The organism is Vibrio sp. S457-15, assembly GCF_000960545.1.
Classification (GTDB): domain Bacteria; phylum Pseudomonadota; class Gammaproteobacteria; order Enterobacterales; family Vibrionaceae; genus Vibrio; species Vibrio parahaemolyticus.
Genome location: NZ_JYOQ01000028.1, coordinates 354,701 through 371,395, shown reverse-complemented (window position 1 = coordinate 371,395; position 16,695 = coordinate 354,701). Strand labels below are relative to the sequence as shown.

The 16,695-nt window shown below is 45.6% G+C and carries 14 protein-coding genes; all 14 read right to left on the bottom strand.

Features of this window, described 5'->3' with window-relative positions:
• Positions 1-29: 29 nt before the first annotated feature.
• Entirely contained in the window at positions 30-3,509 is a 3,480-nt protein-coding gene (gene dnaE / locus UF05_RS04520) for a DNA polymerase III subunit alpha (RefSeq protein ID WP_005487225.1), read from the bottom strand.
• Between the two features lie 82 nt (positions 3,510-3,591).
• Positions 3,592-4,227: a ribonuclease HII gene (gene rnhB / locus UF05_RS04515; protein WP_043038171.1), complete on the bottom strand. Its 636-nt coding sequence runs from the start codon at positions 4,225-4,227 to the stop codon at positions 3,592-3,594.
• A gap of 9 nt (positions 4,228-4,236) precedes the next feature.
• The gene (gene lpxB, locus UF05_RS04510; protein ID WP_045545048.1) at positions 4,237-5,376 is read right to left on the bottom strand and encodes a lipid-A-disaccharide synthase; all 1,140 of its coding nucleotides are present in this window, start codon (positions 5,374-5,376) and stop codon (positions 4,237-4,239) included.
• A 110-nt stretch (positions 5,377-5,486) separates the two neighbouring features.
• Positions 5,487-6,275: an acyl-ACP--UDP-N-acetylglucosamine O-acyltransferase gene (gene lpxA, locus UF05_RS04505; RefSeq protein ID WP_005456706.1), complete on the bottom strand. Its 789-nt coding sequence runs from the start codon at positions 6,273-6,275 to the stop codon at positions 5,487-5,489.
• 1 nt (position 6,276) lies between these two features.
• Positions 6,277-6,729, bottom strand: a complete 453-nt coding sequence (gene fabZ / locus UF05_RS04500) for a 3-hydroxyacyl-ACP dehydratase FabZ (protein WP_005456699.1) — start codon at positions 6,727-6,729, stop codon at positions 6,277-6,279.
• Positions 6,730-6,901: 172 nt separating this feature from the next.
• Positions 6,902-7,933 (bottom strand): UDP-3-O-(3-hydroxymyristoyl)glucosamine N-acyltransferase, encoded by a 1,032-nt coding sequence (gene lpxD / locus UF05_RS04495; RefSeq protein WP_045545047.1) that lies wholly within the window; start codon positions 7,931-7,933, stop codon positions 6,902-6,904.
• 6 nt (positions 7,934-7,939) lie between these two features.
• On the bottom strand, positions 7,940-8,449 hold the full coding sequence (locus UF05_RS04490) for an OmpH family outer membrane protein (RefSeq protein ID WP_005456715.1): 510 nt from the start codon (positions 8,447-8,449) through the stop codon (positions 7,940-7,942).
• A gap of 13 nt (positions 8,450-8,462) precedes the next feature.
• A complete protein-coding gene (gene bamA, locus UF05_RS04485; protein ID WP_005456717.1) occupies positions 8,463-10,877 on the bottom strand; it encodes an outer membrane protein assembly factor BamA in 2,415 nt (804 codons plus the stop codon).
• Positions 10,878-10,921: 44 nt separating this feature from the next.
• Positions 10,922-12,280: a sigma E protease regulator RseP gene (gene rseP / locus UF05_RS04480; protein WP_045545046.1), complete on the bottom strand. Its 1,359-nt coding sequence runs from the start codon at positions 12,278-12,280 to the stop codon at positions 10,922-10,924.
• The gene (ispC, locus tag UF05_RS04475) at positions 12,280-13,485 is read right to left on the bottom strand and encodes a 1-deoxy-D-xylulose-5-phosphate reductoisomerase (RefSeq protein WP_045545045.1); all 1,206 of its coding nucleotides are present in this window, start codon (positions 13,483-13,485) and stop codon (positions 12,280-12,282) included. The genes rseP and ispC overlap by 1 nt, the downstream gene beginning before the upstream one ends.
• A 51-nt stretch (positions 13,486-13,536) precedes the next feature.
• The gene (locus UF05_RS04470) at positions 13,537-14,379 is read right to left on the bottom strand and encodes a phosphatidate cytidylyltransferase (RefSeq protein WP_005480977.1); all 843 of its coding nucleotides are present in this window, start codon (positions 14,377-14,379) and stop codon (positions 13,537-13,539) included.
• Between the two features lie 12 nt (positions 14,380-14,391).
• The gene (locus UF05_RS04465; RefSeq protein ID WP_005480970.1) at positions 14,392-15,147 is read right to left on the bottom strand and encodes an isoprenyl transferase; all 756 of its coding nucleotides are present in this window, start codon (positions 15,145-15,147) and stop codon (positions 14,392-14,394) included.
• A gap of 96 nt (positions 15,148-15,243) precedes the next feature.
• Complete coding sequence (gene frr / locus UF05_RS04460) at positions 15,244-15,801, bottom strand: ribosome recycling factor (protein ID WP_005456723.1); 558 nt, start codon at positions 15,799-15,801, stop codon at positions 15,244-15,246.
• A gap of 96 nt (positions 15,802-15,897) precedes the next feature.
• Positions 15,898-16,629 carry a UMP kinase gene (pyrH, locus tag UF05_RS04455; RefSeq protein WP_005494271.1) on the bottom strand — a complete coding sequence of 244 codons (732 nt, stop codon included), beginning with the start codon at positions 16,627-16,629 and terminating at the stop codon, positions 15,898-15,900.
• Positions 16,630-16,695 lie beyond the last annotated feature (66 nt).

Genomic DNA, 16,695 nt, shown 5'->3' with positions numbered 1-16,695 from the left:
TCAGCGTCTGACATATTGCGCTGAATTTTTTAGTTAAATTCGAGTTCTACCTGGCTTTTGCCAAGCAACTGTTTTAAATCGTCTATTAATGTATCACTTGGCGTTACTCGCCATTCGGTGCCCAATGTTAACCGCGCTCTGGCGTCGGCACGCTGGTAGTATACATTGACGGGTACGGTTCCGGCTTTGTGCGGTTCTAAAATACGACTAAACTGCTCAAAGAATTGATCATTGATCTGGTTAGCATCAATTGATACCGACAGACCACGTGCGTATTTTTCGCGCGCGCTGCCGAGATCCATAACTTCACGCGCCGACATTTTAAGGCCACCGTTGAAGTCATCAAAGCTGACCTGTCCCGAAACCACCAAAATTCTGTCTTTTTCGAGAAGTTCAGCATACCGATCAAGTGCATCGGAGAACAGCATTACTTCCATTCGACCACTTCGGTCGTCCAACGTCATGATACCAATGCGAGTACCTCGCTTGGTTGTCATCACTCGCGCAGCAATCACTAAACCTGCTACCGTTACCGATTGATCGCGACGTGTTGGGGTCGCATCCTTTAGTCGACAACTGGTGTATTTGTTTAGTTCCTTTAAATACGCGTTAATGGGGTGCCCGGTCAAATATAAACCGAGAGTTTCGCGCTCCCCTTCTAGCCAAACCTTTTCTGGCCATGGTGGCACTTGCGTGTATTTATTCTCAACTTCTTCTGGTGCATCGGTCAACACACCAAACATATCGCCTTGGCCAAAGGCCTCTGCTTGGTGATGTTGGCTGGCCGCTTTAACGGCATCGTTCAGTGACGCCATCATCGCCGCTCGATGAGGGCCAAGTCGGTCAAGTGCACCTGCATAAATCAGCTTTTCGATGACGCGTTTGTTAACACGTTTGAGATCGATACGAGCACAGAAATCAAATAGGTCTTTAAAGTGACCACCTTTGTTTCGCGCTTCTAGTATCGCATCGATAGGGCCTTCACCCACACCTTTGATTGCGCCGATACCGTAAACAATCGCACCGTTTTCATCAACGTTGAAACGGTATAAACCGGAGTTGATGTCTGGCGGCAACACGGTGAGTTTCATGCGGAAACATTCGTCCACCAGACCAACTACTTTTTCGGTGTTATCCATATCGGCAGTCATTACCGCCGCCATGAATTCAGCTGGATAGTGCGTTTTAAGCCACAGCGTTTGGTAAGAAACCAGTGCGTAAGCCGCTGAGTGCGATTTGTTAAAACCGTAACCTGCGAACTTTTCTACCAAGTCGAAGATTTTCATCGCCAACTCGCCATCAACACCGTTCTTCACTGCCCCTTCTTCGAAGGTTGCACGCTGCTTGGCCATTTCTTCCGGCTTTTTCTTACCCATCGCACGACGCAGCATATCCGCACCACCAAGGGTGTAGCCAGACAAAACCTGCGCAATCTGCATTACCTGTTCTTGATACAGAATGATGCCGTACGTCGGATCGAGGATTTCTTTTAGTGACTCGTGTTGCCACTTTTCATCGGGGTAAGAGATCGCTTCTCGGCCATGTTTACGGTCGATAAAGTTATCTACCATGCCCGATTGCAACGGACCCGGACGGAACAAGGCCACCAATGCGATGATGTCTTCAAAACAGTCAGGCTGAAGTCGTTTGATCAGCTCTTTCATACCACGCGATTCAAGCTGGAATACCGCAGTGGTCTCTGAGTTTTGGAGTAAACGAAACGAAGCCGGATCTTCCAAAGGTATCGACTCGATACGAACAGGAGGTTTACCTTCCTTCTCCAAGCGCGGGTTAATCAACCCTAATGCCCAGTCGATAATGGTTAGAGTACGTAGGCCCAAGAAGTCAAACTTAACCAGACCAGCAGTTTCTACGTCGTTCTTATCAAACTGAGTTACGGGGAAATGCCCTTCCGCATCCGCATAAATTGGCGCAAAGTCTGTAATCGTGGTTGGTGAAATTACAACACCACCCGCGTGCTTACCGGCGTTACGTGTACAACCTTCTAATAGGCGACACATATCGATGAGTTCTTTAACTTCCTCATCGGCCTCATAAAGCTCAGGCAGAGCAGGCTCGGCTTTAAACGCTTTTTCTAGCGTCATACCCGGATCTGGCGGAACCAGTTTCGAAATACGGTCAACGAAACCAAATGGGTGACCAAGAACACGACCAACGTCACGGATTACCGCTTTCGCCGCCATCGTACCGAATGTGATGATCTGAGATACGGCATCTCGACCGTACATTTCGGCAACGTGATCAATCACTTGGTCACGCTTATCCATACAAAAGTCGACGTCGAAATCGGGCATGGATACACGTTCTGGGTTCAAGAAACGTTCGAAGAGCAAGTCATATTCAAGCGGATCAAGATCGGTGATTTTCAGCGCGTAGGCCACCAAAGAGCCGGCACCCGAACCACGACCAGGACCGACTGGAATCGCGTTGTCTTTCGACCACTGGATGAACTCCATTACGATCAAGAAGTAGCCTGGGAACCCCATTTGGTTGATTACGTCGAGTTCGATTTGTAAACGCTCGTCGTATTCTGGACGGCGCTTTTTGCGCTCTTCTTCATCAGGGAATAGGAACTCTAGACGCTCTTCCAAACCTTCGCGCGACTTCATGACCAAGAATTCAGTTTCTTCCATCCCTTCTGTTGGGAAGGCGGGCAAGAAGTATTCACCTAAACGAACGGTCACGTTGCAACGCTTGGCGATCTCAACACTGTTTTCTAGCGCTTCTGGAATATCAGCAAACAGCTCACACATTTCCTCTTCAGTGCGAAGGTACTGCTGCGGGCTGTAATTTTTTGGTCGGCGTGGGTCTTCTAGTGTGTAACCATCATGAATCGCAACACGAATCTCATGCGCATCGAAAAGGTCTGCACTTAGGAAAACCACTTCGTTTGTCGCGACCACGGGCAAGTCATGTTGCTCAGCGAGATCGATGGCAAAGTGCAAGTACGTCTCTTCATCCGGACGGCCTGTACGAATCAATTCTAGATAGAAACGGTCCGGGAAATGCTGTTTGTAAAACTCTACACAGCTTTCAACCAGTTTACGGTTACCTTTAAGCAGCGCTTTGCCGATATCGCCATTTTTAGCACCAGATAGAACGATTAAGCCTTCTGACATCTCGGCCAGCCACGCCCTATCAATCACAGGTTGGTGCTGAACGTGGCCACGTAAGTACGCTTTGGAAATCAGTAACGTGAGGTTCTTGTAACCTGCATTGTCGGCAGCAAGTACTGTCAGCTGGGTCAGTTCTTCACCAAATTCATCAGATTGCATTTTGAAATCTGCACCGATGATCGGTTTAACGCCGGAGCCATGCGCTGTGCCATAAAACTTCACCAAACCACATAAGTTGGTGAAGTCGGTCAAAGCCATGGCAGGCATACCAAGCTCGGCGACTTTCTTGACTATCGGTGGAACTTTATTGATACCATCCACCATCGAGAAATCACTGTGAATACGAAGGTGGACGAACTTGGGATCTGACATTAACAGGTACCGTGTAACTCTATTTTGTTTGGAATTCTAACCTAAAGGGGGCTGGGTTTATAACACCAATCCGCCCAATTTATTAATCTAAGCCTAAAGCTTTCTTTACTGGTTTGAAGCTCTTACGGTGCTCGCTTATCACACCATGTTGCTCAATTGCTTCAAAGTGCGCTTTGGTTGGATAACCTTTGTGCTTCGCAAAGCCGAATTGCGGATATTGTTTATCCAGCTCTTCCATCTCTTGGTCGCGTACAACTTTAGCAATGATGGAAGCAGCACTGATTTCAGCCACTCGTAAATCGCCTTTCACCACAGCTTGAGAATCCATCGGTAGCTCAGGGCAACGATTACCATCGATCAGCACTAAATCTGGCTGTACCTTCAGTCCCGCAATCGCACGTTGCATGGCAACCATGGTAGCTTGCAGAATATTCAGTTCATCAATCTCTTCGGGAGAGCAACGGCCTACCGCCCACGCTAGCGCTTTTTCTTTGATTTCAGGAAGCAGTGACAGACGCTTTTTCTCGCTCAGCTTCTTAGAGTCATTCAAGCCTTCGATTGGGTTATTAGGATCGAGGATAACTGCAGCGGTGACGACATCTCCAACCAAAGGGCCGCGTCCAACTTCATCGACTCCGGCGATCAATTGGTAACCTTGAGGGTATTCAAACGGAGGGAGCTCTACTTTTGCTTTTGTCGTTTTTACTTTCGCGACCATGGTACTTCTCTATTTTTCAATCAATTTCAATACTGCATTCGCAGCTTGTAGATCCGCGTCTTTACGAATCCAATGATGCATTTCGGTGAACTTATCAAGCATTGGCTTATTATCACTCTCTAGCAAACGAGAAACTTCATTGAACAAGTTGTCTGGTGTGCAATCGTCTTGAAGATACTCTTTTACCAGTTCGTCATCTGCGAGAATATTGGGTAGTGACACGTACTTAGTTTTCAATAGGCGCTTGGCCAGAAAGGCGGTAAAGGTATTGACGCGATAGCCAACAACCATAGGACGCTTAAGCAACATGCACTCTAACGCTACCGTTCCAGATGCTAGCATTACCGCATCAGAGGCTGTAATGACATTGCGAGCCGTATCATCCACCAATTTGAAATCAAGCTCGGGCGCATGCGCTTTCCACGCTTGCTCAAATTGCTCTCGACGTTTTTGATTAACTAGCGCCACTACAAAGCCCAAACCGGGGTATTTTTGGTGCAGAAGCTTGCACGTCTCAATGAATGGCTGAGAGAGCATCTTGAGCTCACTACCACGGCTACCCGGTAAAACTGCTAACCATTTTTTGTCTTGTTCAAGTCCTAGCAGATCTCGCGCAGGCGCTTGCTCAGATTGCAAAGGAATAGCATCCGCTAAGGTGTGGCCGATAAACTCACAAGGCACGTTAAATTTATCGTAAAACGCCTTTTCAAACGGTAGAAAAGCCAGTACCAGGTTGGTCGCAGCCTCGATTTTGAAGATACGCTTTTGACGCCACGCCCATACTGAAGGGCTCACGTAGTGCACGGTTTTAATGCCTGCTTGCTTTAAATCTAACTCTAGACGCAAGTTAAAATCTGGCGCATCAATACCGACAAAAACATCTGGCGGGTTCTGGGTGAAGTACTTAACAAGCTCAGCTTTTACTTTTAACAAACGAGGTAATCGTCCAAGCACTTCAACTAAACCCATTACAGCTAACTCTTCCATATCAAAAAGAGATTCACAGCCTTGCGCGATCATTTTTGGCCCACCGATGCCAACGAACTCTGCATTCGGGTATCGTTCTTTCACTGCCTTGATAAAGCCTTCCCCTAGCGTGTCACCAGATAACTCGCCAGCAATGATGCCAATACGTAATGGTTTTTCCATATCGATTTCGCCCTATGTACTATGGATAAGGGATTCCTTATCCATAAAACACAAAAAGACCGCAGCCCTAATTGGGCGCGATCTTTTCCACTTATTGATTCATTCGTGAATTAACGAATGATACCACGTTCCGTTGTTTCTAGAATGTCAGAAAAACGCTTCACTGCTGGCCATTCTTGTGCCATTTCTGCAAGAATTGGTTTCACTTCTTCTAGCGTTTTACCAGAGCGGTAAATTTCTTTGTACGCTTTTTGTAGTGCTCGAATTTCTGGTTTCTCAAAACCATTACGTTTCAAGCCAACTAGGTTCAAACCAAACGGCGTAGCATGATTACCTTGAGCAAGTACGTAAGCAGGTACGTCCTGAACAACCGCAGAACAACCACCAACGTATGCATAAGCGCCTACCGTACAGAATGGGTGAATAGCAGAAAGTGCCATTACACCAGCGTGATCTTCTACTGTTACGTGGCCACCCAGAATCGCATTGTTACCAATATGAGTATGGTTGCCTACTACGACATCATGCGCGATGTGCGCATTCACGCACAGTAGGTTGTCGTCGCCAATCACTGTTGTCGCTTTGTCTTGCACAGTACCACGATGAACCTGAACCGCTTCGCGAATCACATTACGGTCACCGATAACCACGGTTGTATCTTCGCCACCATACTTCTTGTCCTGGTTTTCTTCACCAATCACTGCATGTGGGAAAATACGGTTATCTTTACCAATTTTGGTATGGCCTTTGATTACTACGTGAGACATGACTTCAGTACCTTCACCAATCTCCACCGTTGAGGTGATATAGGTAAAAGGACCAACCGTCACGTTAGCGCCAATTTTTGCGCCTTCTTCTACCACCGCAGCTGGGTGGATTTTAGCGGTTTCATGAATCATATTAAAACTCTCGACGAGCACACTTCAGCTCTGCTGAACACACTACTTCGCCGTCTACTTTTGCTACACCGCTAAATGCAGCAATGCCACGACGCTCTTTTAGAAATTCAACTTCAATAACCATTTGGTCACCAGGAACCACAGGTTTACGGAATTTCGCGCCGTCTACACTCGCAAAGTAGTACAACTCGTTTTCTGTCGGTGCACCAAATGATTTAAATGCTAGTAGGCCAGTAGCCTGAGCCATAGCTTCCAGAATCAACACACCTGGGAATACTGGTAGTTGAGGAAAGTGACCTGTGAACTGAGGTTCGTTAACCGACACATTTTTAATTGCGTGAAGGTACTTCGCTTCTTGGAAGTCAATCACTCGGTCGATCAATAAGAATGGGTAGCGATGAGGTAGTAGCTCTTGAATTTCAGAGATGTTCATCGTTTTCTTTTCAGTAGTCAAAGTCGTCTTCCTATATCAATTCTCTTAACCAAGATGGCAAGGCAGCGGCAAAGGCCGCAAACTGGGAAATGCCTGCAAAGTGTATACCAGCTTGATAATAAATCTACTAATAGCGCGTCATTATAGAAGAAAAAGACCCGCATTTCGCGAGTCTTTGTTCAGAATATGGAACTTAAGATTCTTCTTTCTGCTCCAGCTGTTTTTCAACAGCTTTCAAGCGTTTGTTCATCTCGTCAATACGGTGAACACGAGTTGCCGTCTTGCGCCATTCTCGGTTCGTCTGTAATGGGATACCTGATGAATAAAGACCCTTTTCTTCGATACTGCGCATTACCATGCCCATACCGGTGATGGCAACACCATCTGCGATAGTGATGTGGCCATTTAGAACCGACGCGCCGCCGATCTGACAGTACTTACCAATTTTAGTACTGCCGGCGACAATAGTACCACCGGGCATCACGGTACCATATCCGATCTGCACGTTATGTGCGATTTGAAGTTGGTTATCAAGAATTACATTGTCTTCAATAATGGTGTCTTCAAGTGCGCCACGGTCAATCGTAGTACATGCACCAATCTCGACGCGGTTACCAATGCGCACAGAACCAAGCTGAGGGATTTTAATCCACTCGCCTTTATCGTTCGCATAACCAAAACCGTCAGAGCCAATGACTGTGCCAGATTGAACCAGACAGTCATCGCCCAATGATACTTCATGATAAATTGTCACATTAGCCCAAAGCTTGGTGTTGTTCCCCAGTTTCGCGTTTTTACCGATAAAGCAACCTGCGCCGATAACAACGTTATCACCCAGTTCAACTCCCGTTTCAATAACCGCGTTTGCGCCAATTGCAACGTTTTCACCCATCTTCACATCGGATGCAATCACTGCACTCGGTGCAATGTCTTCAGCAGGTTTTGGTGTGGTATCCATAGCCTGAACAACACGAGCGAATGCAACATAAGGGTCAGCAACGACAAGTGCATTACCAGCACACTGGTCCTTATGCTCTGCCTTCACCATCACCACTGTTGCTTTACATTCAGATAGATGCTTTGCGTATTTTGGGTTAGACAAGAAAGTCACGTCACCTTCTTGCGCTTTATCCATTGGAGCTACACGGCCAACGACGAGTGACTCGTCACCAAATAGCTCACCCCCGGTCATTGTCGCCAACTCGGCTAATGTCAATTTTTTCATAACTTCTTATTTTAGAGCTTTAATTACATCTTCTGAGATATTGTATTCTGGTTTGCCGTATTGCAGTGCAGAAATATCAATAACTAGGTCGTAACCTTTTTTGTCTGCTACTTTCTTCACAGCATCTTGGATTGTTTTGAATAGCTTCGCTTTCTCTTCTGCTTCACGACGAGCGCTTGCTTTCTCTAGAGCTTGAGCTTTTACTTTGTATTCGCTGTCTAGCTTAGCGATGTCGATACGCAATTTCTCAATTTCTTCCTGACCTAGAAGCTCACCATCACGTTGTAGTTTTTCAATCTTGGTTTTAGCTTGCGCTTGAATTGATTTCAGCTCATCAGCTTTGCTCTTAAAGTCTTTCTGCATTTTTTGTAGAACGACTTCACGTTGAGGAAGAGCTTGGAAAACTTGAGCAGTGTTTACGTAAGCGATTTTCTGTGCAGCTTCGGCTGCGTTTGCAAACATTGAAGAGCTCAGTACAAGAAGGCCAATCCCAGCCGCTTTGATCATTTTATTCAAAATATTTTCCTCTTTAGAAAGTTCTACCGATAGTGAATGTGAAGAACTCTTCATCATCGCCATCAAATTTCTTAATTGGTTTCGCTAGTGAGAAGACTAGAGGCCCCATTGGAGACATCCACTGCAACGCCGCACCATAAGATGAACGGTAGTTGGTTGGATCTGAGTAATCGTAGTAGTAACGGTCACCATATTCTGCACCAGAGTCGCGATAGTCAAACTCGGTATCCCAAATACTTGCCATATCGAAGAAAATACTGGTTCGAATTTGGTTGCGAACTTCGTCCGACGCAAATGGTGTAGGAACAATCAGCTCGATACTTGCTAGCGCTACTGCGTTACCACCAACAGAATCGTCTGTAGCAGTATCAGCACCATTGTTCGAGCCAGAGTAATCACGATAAACCGCTTTCGGACCTACGCTGTTAGAGCCGAAACCACGTAGTGTCGTAAAGCCACCTGCGTAATAGTTTTCGTAGAATGGGAACAAGTTATCGTTGCCATCCGTCTGACCGTAACCGTTACCATAACCTAAGCGACCACGGAACAAGAGCGTGAACTCATGCTTCTTAGTCAAAGGTACGTACTGACGCACATCGTACTGCATTTTGAAGTATTGAACGTCAGAGCCAGGTACGGTCATCTTGTAGAATGCGCGTTGGTGGTTACCCGCTGTCGGGAAATAACCGCGGTTCAGGTTGTTACGAGTCCAAGAGATGTTGAAGTCAAAGTCGTTGGTATTTAGCGCACCGCTTGAGTCGATATTGTCTGCTTGAGCTTGCAAGAATTGCTCTACCTGCAAGTAAGGTGACAAGTTACCGATCTTGTTGTGGGTATAACCAACGCCGAATTCAAAACGGTTCAGTTCGTCAAATGGGAAACCCCATGTCAAACTTGCACCATAACTTTGGTTGGTATAGTCAACGATACCCGCTTCCGATGCTTCAAATTCATCGTAGAAAATCTTACCGCCCAAGCTTACACCATCAAGGTTCCAGTATGGGTCGCGGTAGTCTAAGCTCACGTTCTTTTGATAATCGTTCATCATCGCGTTGATACCAACGCGGTTACCGCTACCTAAGAAGTTGTCTTGTTGCAGACCAACTTGGAAGCTGACGCCCGATTCGGTACCGTAGCCAACACCAAAGTTAACGCTGCCTGAGTTCGCTTCTTTAACCGAGTAAACCAGATCAACTTGATCATCACTACCCGGTACACGAACCGTTTGTACTTCTACGTTTTCAAAATAGCCAAGACGGTTAAGACGTGTCTTACCAGTTTCAATCGACTTGGAGTTTAGCCAGCTGCCTTCCATTTGGCGCATTTCACGACGCAACACTTCATCTTTCGTTGAGTTATTACCAGTAAAACGAATGTCGCGAACGTAAATTCGATTACCTGGATCAACATTCACAACCAAGGAGACTTGTTTGTTTTCATCGTCAAATTCAGGGATGGTGTTTACTTGAGGATAAGCGTAGCCAGATTCACCAAGCACACGCTTGATGCCTTCTTCCATCGAAGTCACAAGAGAACCGTTGTACGTTTCATTGTCTTCGAATGGAACGAGTCGTTCGAAGGTCGCTTCTTCACCAATCAGATCACCGCGGAATTTCACATCTTTAACGGTGTACACTTCGCCCTCTTCCAAGCCAAGAGTAATGTATACCCCTTTCTTGTCAGGAGAGATCGCAACTTGTGTAGAATCAACGTTAAATTTCAGGTAGCCGCGGTCAAGATAGAATGACTTCAGCGCTTCGATATCACCAGCAAGCACTTGCTTTTGGTATTTTTCGTCCGCGAGGAAATTCCACCAAGGCACATCAACGTTCAAGTTGAAACGAGAAAGAAGTTCTTCATCCGAAAAGACTTCGTTACCGATAAAGTTGATTTGCTGAATTTTTGCTGACACGCCTTCCGTGAAGACAAATTTCAAGTCAGAACGGTTACGTGGCAATGGAGTCACAACCGCTTTCACTGTTGCGTTGTACTTACCAACACTGTAGTAAAAATCTTCCAAGCCTTTTTCGATGTTACTTAGCGTAGTACGGTCAAGCGCTTCACCTTCACGAACGCCAGATGCATTCAGGTTTTCTTGTAGCTGCTCGTCCTTGATCGCTTTGTTGCCTGAGAATGAGATGCTTGCGATAGTTGGACGCTCTTTCACTTGAACCATCAACACGCCACCATCACGCAGCACTTTTACATCTTCGAAGTTACCAGATGCGTACAGTGCGCGGATAATCTCTGCAACATCGCCTTGGTCAATGGTATCACCGACACGTACAGGCATTTTTAGCAACGCCGCACCAAGTGCTACACGCTGCAATCCATCGATTTCAATATCTTGAACTACGAAGTTCTCTGCTCCGTTTGCAGATACACTGGTCGCCAGTAAACTTGCAAACAGAATTCGCTTAATCGCCATACTTGTTCTAATTATTCCTTGCTACTGCTTTTGTCTCTGAACTATCACAGACGAGTAAAATCATTAAATAGCGCTAACGCCATGAGCGAGAAGATGATTGCACCACCAATTCTAAAGCCCATTTCCTGTACTTTTTCTGGGACTGGGCGTCGGATAACGGCTTCAATTGCGAAGAACAATAAATGACCACCATCCAACATAGGTAACGGAACGAGGTTAATAATACCTAGGTTAACACTAATTAGAGCGAGAAAACCTAAAAAGTAAACTAGACCGTAGTCCGCCGTCGCACCCGCACCTTTTGCAATCGAAATTGGGCCGCTCAGATTATTAAGACCGACATCACCAACAATCAGTTTTTTCAACATGCTGACGGTCAAACCAATCACTTGGCCTGTCTTATCAACCGCTTTACCAATTGATTCGAATACACCAAACTGCAGCTCGAAACGATAACTTTCTGGCCATTCTGCGACTTCAGGTGCGATACCGGCAAAGCCAACCACTTGTTTGTTAGCCAGCTCACGACTGTCTGGTGTTATTGTTAGTGATTGCTCAATGCCTCGGCGTAATACCGTCAACTCGATTGGAGTATTTGGATTTGAACGTACAGCATCTACAACTTGTTTCCAGTCATTGATAGGCTCACCACCAATCGCGATGATTTCATCTTCTGGAAGCACACCTGCTTTCGCGGCTGCACCATCTTCAGAAACTTGCTTAATAACGCGATAGATTTCTGGTGTATATGGTGCAAAACCAAGTGAATGCATCGCAGATTCGGTTTCTGGATCAAATTTCCAGTCACGAAGGTCCAGCGTTTTCGTCACTTCAGCGCCAACTTCTGAGTCTGACGTCAGTGTTAGCGTCATAGCGTCATCACCAATATGAGAAATTAATCCCATATTAACTGATTCCCAATCCGGAGTTTTGATGCCTGATACTGCTTTTAGTTCCATTCCAGATTCAATTCCTGCCTCAGCAACAATCGAATTGGGCGTAACTTCACCAATTACGGGTTTTACCGCAGGTACACCAATCAGGAAAACCAACCAATAAGCAAAAATAGCAAATAAGAAATTAAAGATAGGGCCAGCTGCAACAATAGATGTTCGTTTCCAAAGCGGCTTTTGATCAAAGGCTAAATGTTTTTCACTTTCTGGCACATCGTCAACACGGCTATCTACCATTTTGACGTATCCACCAAGAGGAATCATTGAGATAGTGTATTCGGTTCCGTCTTGACCAACTTTTCGCCAAATAGACTTACCAAAACCGATGGAAAATCTTTCAACCTTCACGCCACAACGACGAGCAACCCAAAAGTGCCCAAACTCGTGCACGGCAACGAGAATGCCTAGTGCAACGATAAAAGAAACAAGATTCCACAAAATACCAGTCATTAGCTACGCTCGCGTATAATTTCTAGGGCGATAGTTCGAGACATTCTATCTAGCTCTAGCAAGCTTTCCAAGCTATTCGCATTCTCAGGTTTGCAGCTTGCGGTGATTTTATGCAAAACCAATTCATTGATGCGAGCTATGTCTGTAAAACCAAGGCGATTATTTAGAAACGCATCAACAGCAACTTCATTGGCTGCATTTAGAGCAGTAGTCGCATGTTGCCCTTCGTAACACGCGTCAATCGCAAGCTTCAAACACGGATAACGAGCAAAGTCTGGTTGCAAGAATGTCAATTCACCTACTTGAGTAAAGTCTAGTGGTTTTACACCGGCATCAACACGAGAAGGATAAGACATTGTCAGCGCAATTGGTGTTGCCATATCTGGCTCTCCCATTTGCGCCAGTACCGAACCATCACGATACTGAACCATTGAATGGATCACGGATTGCGGGTGAATAATCACTTTTAACTGGTCACGAGACGCATTGAATAGCCATTTTGCTTCAATATACTCAAGGCCTTTATTCATCATAGTCGCAGAATCGACCGAAATCTTTGGCCCCATAGACCAGTTAGGGTGCGCGATTGCCTGTGCTGGCGTTACGCTGTCGAGATCGGCAATGTCAGCGTAACGGAATGGACCGCCAGATCCGGTTAACAGAATACTGGAAATGCCATGCTCATCTAAGTTACAGCGGCCAAGATTGGTTTGAACTTGCTGTGGTAGGCACTGGAAAATAGCATTATGTTCACTGTCTACTGGCAGCAACTCTGCCCCGTATTGTTCAACGGCATCAATAAACAACTGTCCAGACATGACAAGCGCTTCTTTATTCGCCAGCAATACGCGCTTGCCCGCTTTAACGGCCGCCATGGTTGGCAACAAACCCGCTGCACCAACGATGGCTGCCATTACGCTATCTATTTCTTCTAATGAAGCCACATGACAAAGTGCATCAACACCACCTAACACTTCTGTATTTGGTGAAATGGTGTGGATTTCTGATTGCAGAGCAACAGCCGCAGCCTTATCCGCCATTACCGCGAATTTAGGCTGCCATTGGCGACAAAGTGCCACCATCTTTTCAACGTTAGTGCCAGCCGCCAGTGCGACCACAGAAAACAGCTCTGGGTTTTGTTCAACCACTTTTAAGGTGCTTGCACCTATTGAGCCTGTTGCACCAAGAATCGTTAACTTTTGCATGATGTAAGACCGTTAGAAAAATTCAGGAGCGATGAAGCCGCTCCCGATAAATTAGAATACGTAGTATAGAAGAGCAAAGACTGGAAATGCAGCAGTCAGGCTATCAATGCGATCTAATACGCCACCGTGGCCTGGAATGATGTTACTGCTGTCTTTGATGCCAGAAACACGCTTAAACATGCTTTCGACTAAATCACCCAATACAGAAATCACGACCGTGATCAACGTAATGATGATCATATGAATTGGGCTCGTGAACTGGATATTGAACCAATCGGCGAACAACCAGCCAACAATCAGTGCCGCGATGATACCGCCAATAAGACCTTCAATCGTTTTGTTTGGGCTAACATGTGGTGCCATCTTGCGCTTGCCTAAACTTTTACCAGCGAAGTAAGCACCGCTGTCTGCAGCCCATACCAAGAAGCAAACGTACATTACGAGCTTTGCACCGTGGTATGGATCTACGGAAATGTCTGAGGCTCTTAGAATGATTACACTCCAAAGAAAAGGGAGTAATGTCAGAAAACCAAAAACATGTCGTAAAACAAGGTTGCCTTGCCAAGATTTTGTGGTTTTCGGGTAAGTAATTGCCATCAAGCTCGCAATAATCCACCACACAAAACCAAGCCCTAACACAACATAATGAGGTGTACTTAAATGGTTTAAGCTATGTGCGTCAGGTGAGATAAAGAGAAAACTAAGTCCGGTAACAACGGCTGCCGGAATCAGTGCAGCAATGCGAGAATTGCTTTCTGTAAATTGTGTCCACTCCCAAAAACCTAACAGTGTTATCGCCGTCAACGCGATAATAAAGCCCATTAGGGGTAACTTAAAAATGCCTAAAATAACCAGGGGAGCTAAAATTAGTGCTGTTATTATTCTCTGTTTCAAACTAATTAGTCCTTATTGAGCCGTCATCAATGCCTTTACTTGTTCACCAGTACAGCCAAAACGACGCTCACGGTTAATAAACCACGTCACAGCTTCAACTAAGCTGTCTTCGTCAAACTCTGGCCAAAACTCTGGCGTAAAGTACATTTCAGCATAAGCCATTTGCCACAGCATGAAGTTGCTAATGCGGCATTCCCCACTAGTACGGATCAAAAGATCCACCTCTGGTAGGTCTGCCATGGTCAAATGCTCAGTGATTAACTGCTCATTAATATCCTCTACACGAATTTCACCGTTACGAGCTTTAAGCGCTAGTGCTTTAGCCGCTTCTGTGATGTCCCATTTACCACCATAATTGGCCGCAATGTTAATCACCATACCGGTGTTGCTTGCCGTTAGATTTTCCGCTTCTACAATTTTCTTTTGTAGGCGCTCACTAAAGCGGCTTGTGTCACCAATAACACGTAACTGTAAGTTGTTTTTATGTAGCTTTTTTACTTCACTAGACAGGACTGTGATGAACAGTTCCATCAAAAGACCAACTTCTTCCTCCGGACGACGCCAGTTTTCACTACTAAAAGCAAATAATGTCATCGCTTTAATGCCAAGTTTAGAAGCCGCAGCAACGGTCTTACGAACGGCATTAACGCCTTTTTTATGGCCAAATACGCGAGGTTTTCCTTTGGACTTAGCCCAGCGACCATTACCGTCCATGATGATGGCAATATGCTTAGGGAGGGAGTCAGAGAAGGCTTGAGAATTTTGCATAGGGAGTTAATTGAGTTCCATCAGTTGGATAGATTAACACAAAAAAACGCTGCACTGTGAGCACAGCGTTTTCCAACAGTGATGTAGGTGGGAGTATTAAACTTCCATCAACTCTTTTTCTTTTGCAGCAAGAACTTCGTCGATCTTCTTAACTGCTACGTCAGTTAGTTTTTGGATCTCTTCTTGTGCTTTACGATCTTCGTCTTCAGAGATTTCTTTATCTTTTAGAAGCGCTTTTAGATCGTTGTTTGCGTCACGACGGATGTTACGTACTGCAACACGACCACCTTCAGCTTCACCACGAACGATCTTAACTAGGTCTTTACGACGCTCTTCTGTTAGTGGTGGAAGTGGAACGCGAATGATCGTACCAGCAGACATTGGATTTAGACCAAGGTCAGACATCATGATCGCTTTTTCAACTTTTTGAGTTAGTTCTTTGTCGAAAACTGTGATTGCTAGTGTACGTGCGTCTTCAGCTACAACGTTCGCTACTTGGTTAAGAGGAGTAGCAGCACCGTAGTACTCAACAGAGATACCAGATAGTAGGCTTGGGTGTGCACGACCAGTACGAACTTTAGAAAGGTTGTTCTTTAGCGCTTCAACGCTTTTGTCCATGCGCTCTTGCGCGTCTTTTTTGATTTCGTTAATCACGGTTTCACCTTAAAAATGTCATCTTTCCTGAAGAAAGCTTAAAAGGGTTGAGCAAAGCGAAACGCCACCCAACGTTGCTTGGATGGCGTATTAGAATTATGCGTCAGAGTTGATCAGCGTGCCTTCTTCTTCGCCCATCACCACGCGACGTAGTGCGCCTGGCTTGTTCATGTTAAATACGCGGATAGGCATTTTGTGGTCACGAGCAAGTGTGAACGCAGCCAAATCCATTACTTTAAGCTCTTTATCCAGAACTTCTGCGTAAGATAGCTTATCATACAGCTCTGCGTCTGGGTTTGCTACTGGGTCAGCAGTAAATACGCCATCAACTTTCGTTGCTTTTAGAACTACGTCAGCTTCGATTTCGATACCACGTAGACACGCAGCAGAGTCTGTTGTGAAGAATGGGTTACCAGTACCTGCTGAGAAGATTACAACGCGGCCTTGACGAAGTTCGCGAATTGCATCAGCCCAATTGTAGTCGTCACATACGCCTTTAAGAGGAATTGCAGACATTACGCGCGCGTTTACATATGCACGGTGAAGAGCGTCACGCATCGCAAGGCCGTTCATTACTGTAGCAAGCATACCCATGTGGTCACCCACTACACGGTTCATACCAGCTTCTGCAAGACCAGCGCCACGGAACAGGTTACCGCCACCGATAACTACACCAACCTGAACACCCAGTTCAACAAGTTCTTTAACTTCTTGTGCCATACGATCAAGGATCGCAGGATCAATACCAAAACCGTCTTCACCTTGAAGAGCTTCACCACTCAGTTTTAATAGAATACGTTGATACGCTGGTTTAGGGTTCGTAGTCATGGAGTTTACCTTCCAAAGAGAGTTGTTGATTAACAGTCATGAATAATCACAAGCTTGCTTATGGTT

Coding starts and splice junctions, on each gene's coding strand:
- dnaE (WP_005487225.1), bottom strand. CDS start 3,509: ATGTCAGATCCCAAGTTCGTCCACCTTCGTATTCACAGTGATTTCTCG.
- rnhB (WP_043038171.1), bottom strand. CDS start 4,227: ATGGTCGCGAAAGTAAAAACGACAAAAGCAAAAGTAGAGCTCCCTCCG.
- lpxB (WP_045545048.1), bottom strand. CDS start 5,376: ATGGAAAAACCATTACGTATTGGCATCATTGCTGGCGAGTTATCTGGT.
- lpxA (WP_005456706.1), bottom strand. CDS start 6,275: ATGATTCATGAAACCGCTAAAATCCACCCAGCTGCGGTGGTAGAAGAA.
- lpxD (WP_045545047.1), bottom strand. CDS start 7,933: ATGAAAAAATTGACATTAGCCGAGTTGGCGACAATGACCGGGGGTGAG.
- bamA (WP_005456717.1), bottom strand. CDS start 10,877: ATGGCGATTAAGCGAATTCTGTTTGCAAGTTTACTGGCGACCAGTGTA.
- rseP (WP_045545046.1), bottom strand. CDS start 12,280: ATGACTGGTATTTTGTGGAATCTTGTTTCTTTTATCGTTGCACTAGGC.
- ispC (WP_045545045.1), bottom strand. CDS start 13,485: ATGCAAAAGTTAACGATTCTTGGTGCAACAGGCTCAATAGGTGCAAGC.
- UF05_RS04465 (WP_005480970.1), bottom strand. CDS start 15,147: ATGCAAAATTCTCAAGCCTTCTCTGACTCCCTCCCTAAGCATATTGCC.
- pyrH (WP_005494271.1), bottom strand. CDS start 16,629: ATGACTACGAACCCTAAACCAGCGTATCAACGTATTCTATTAAAACTG.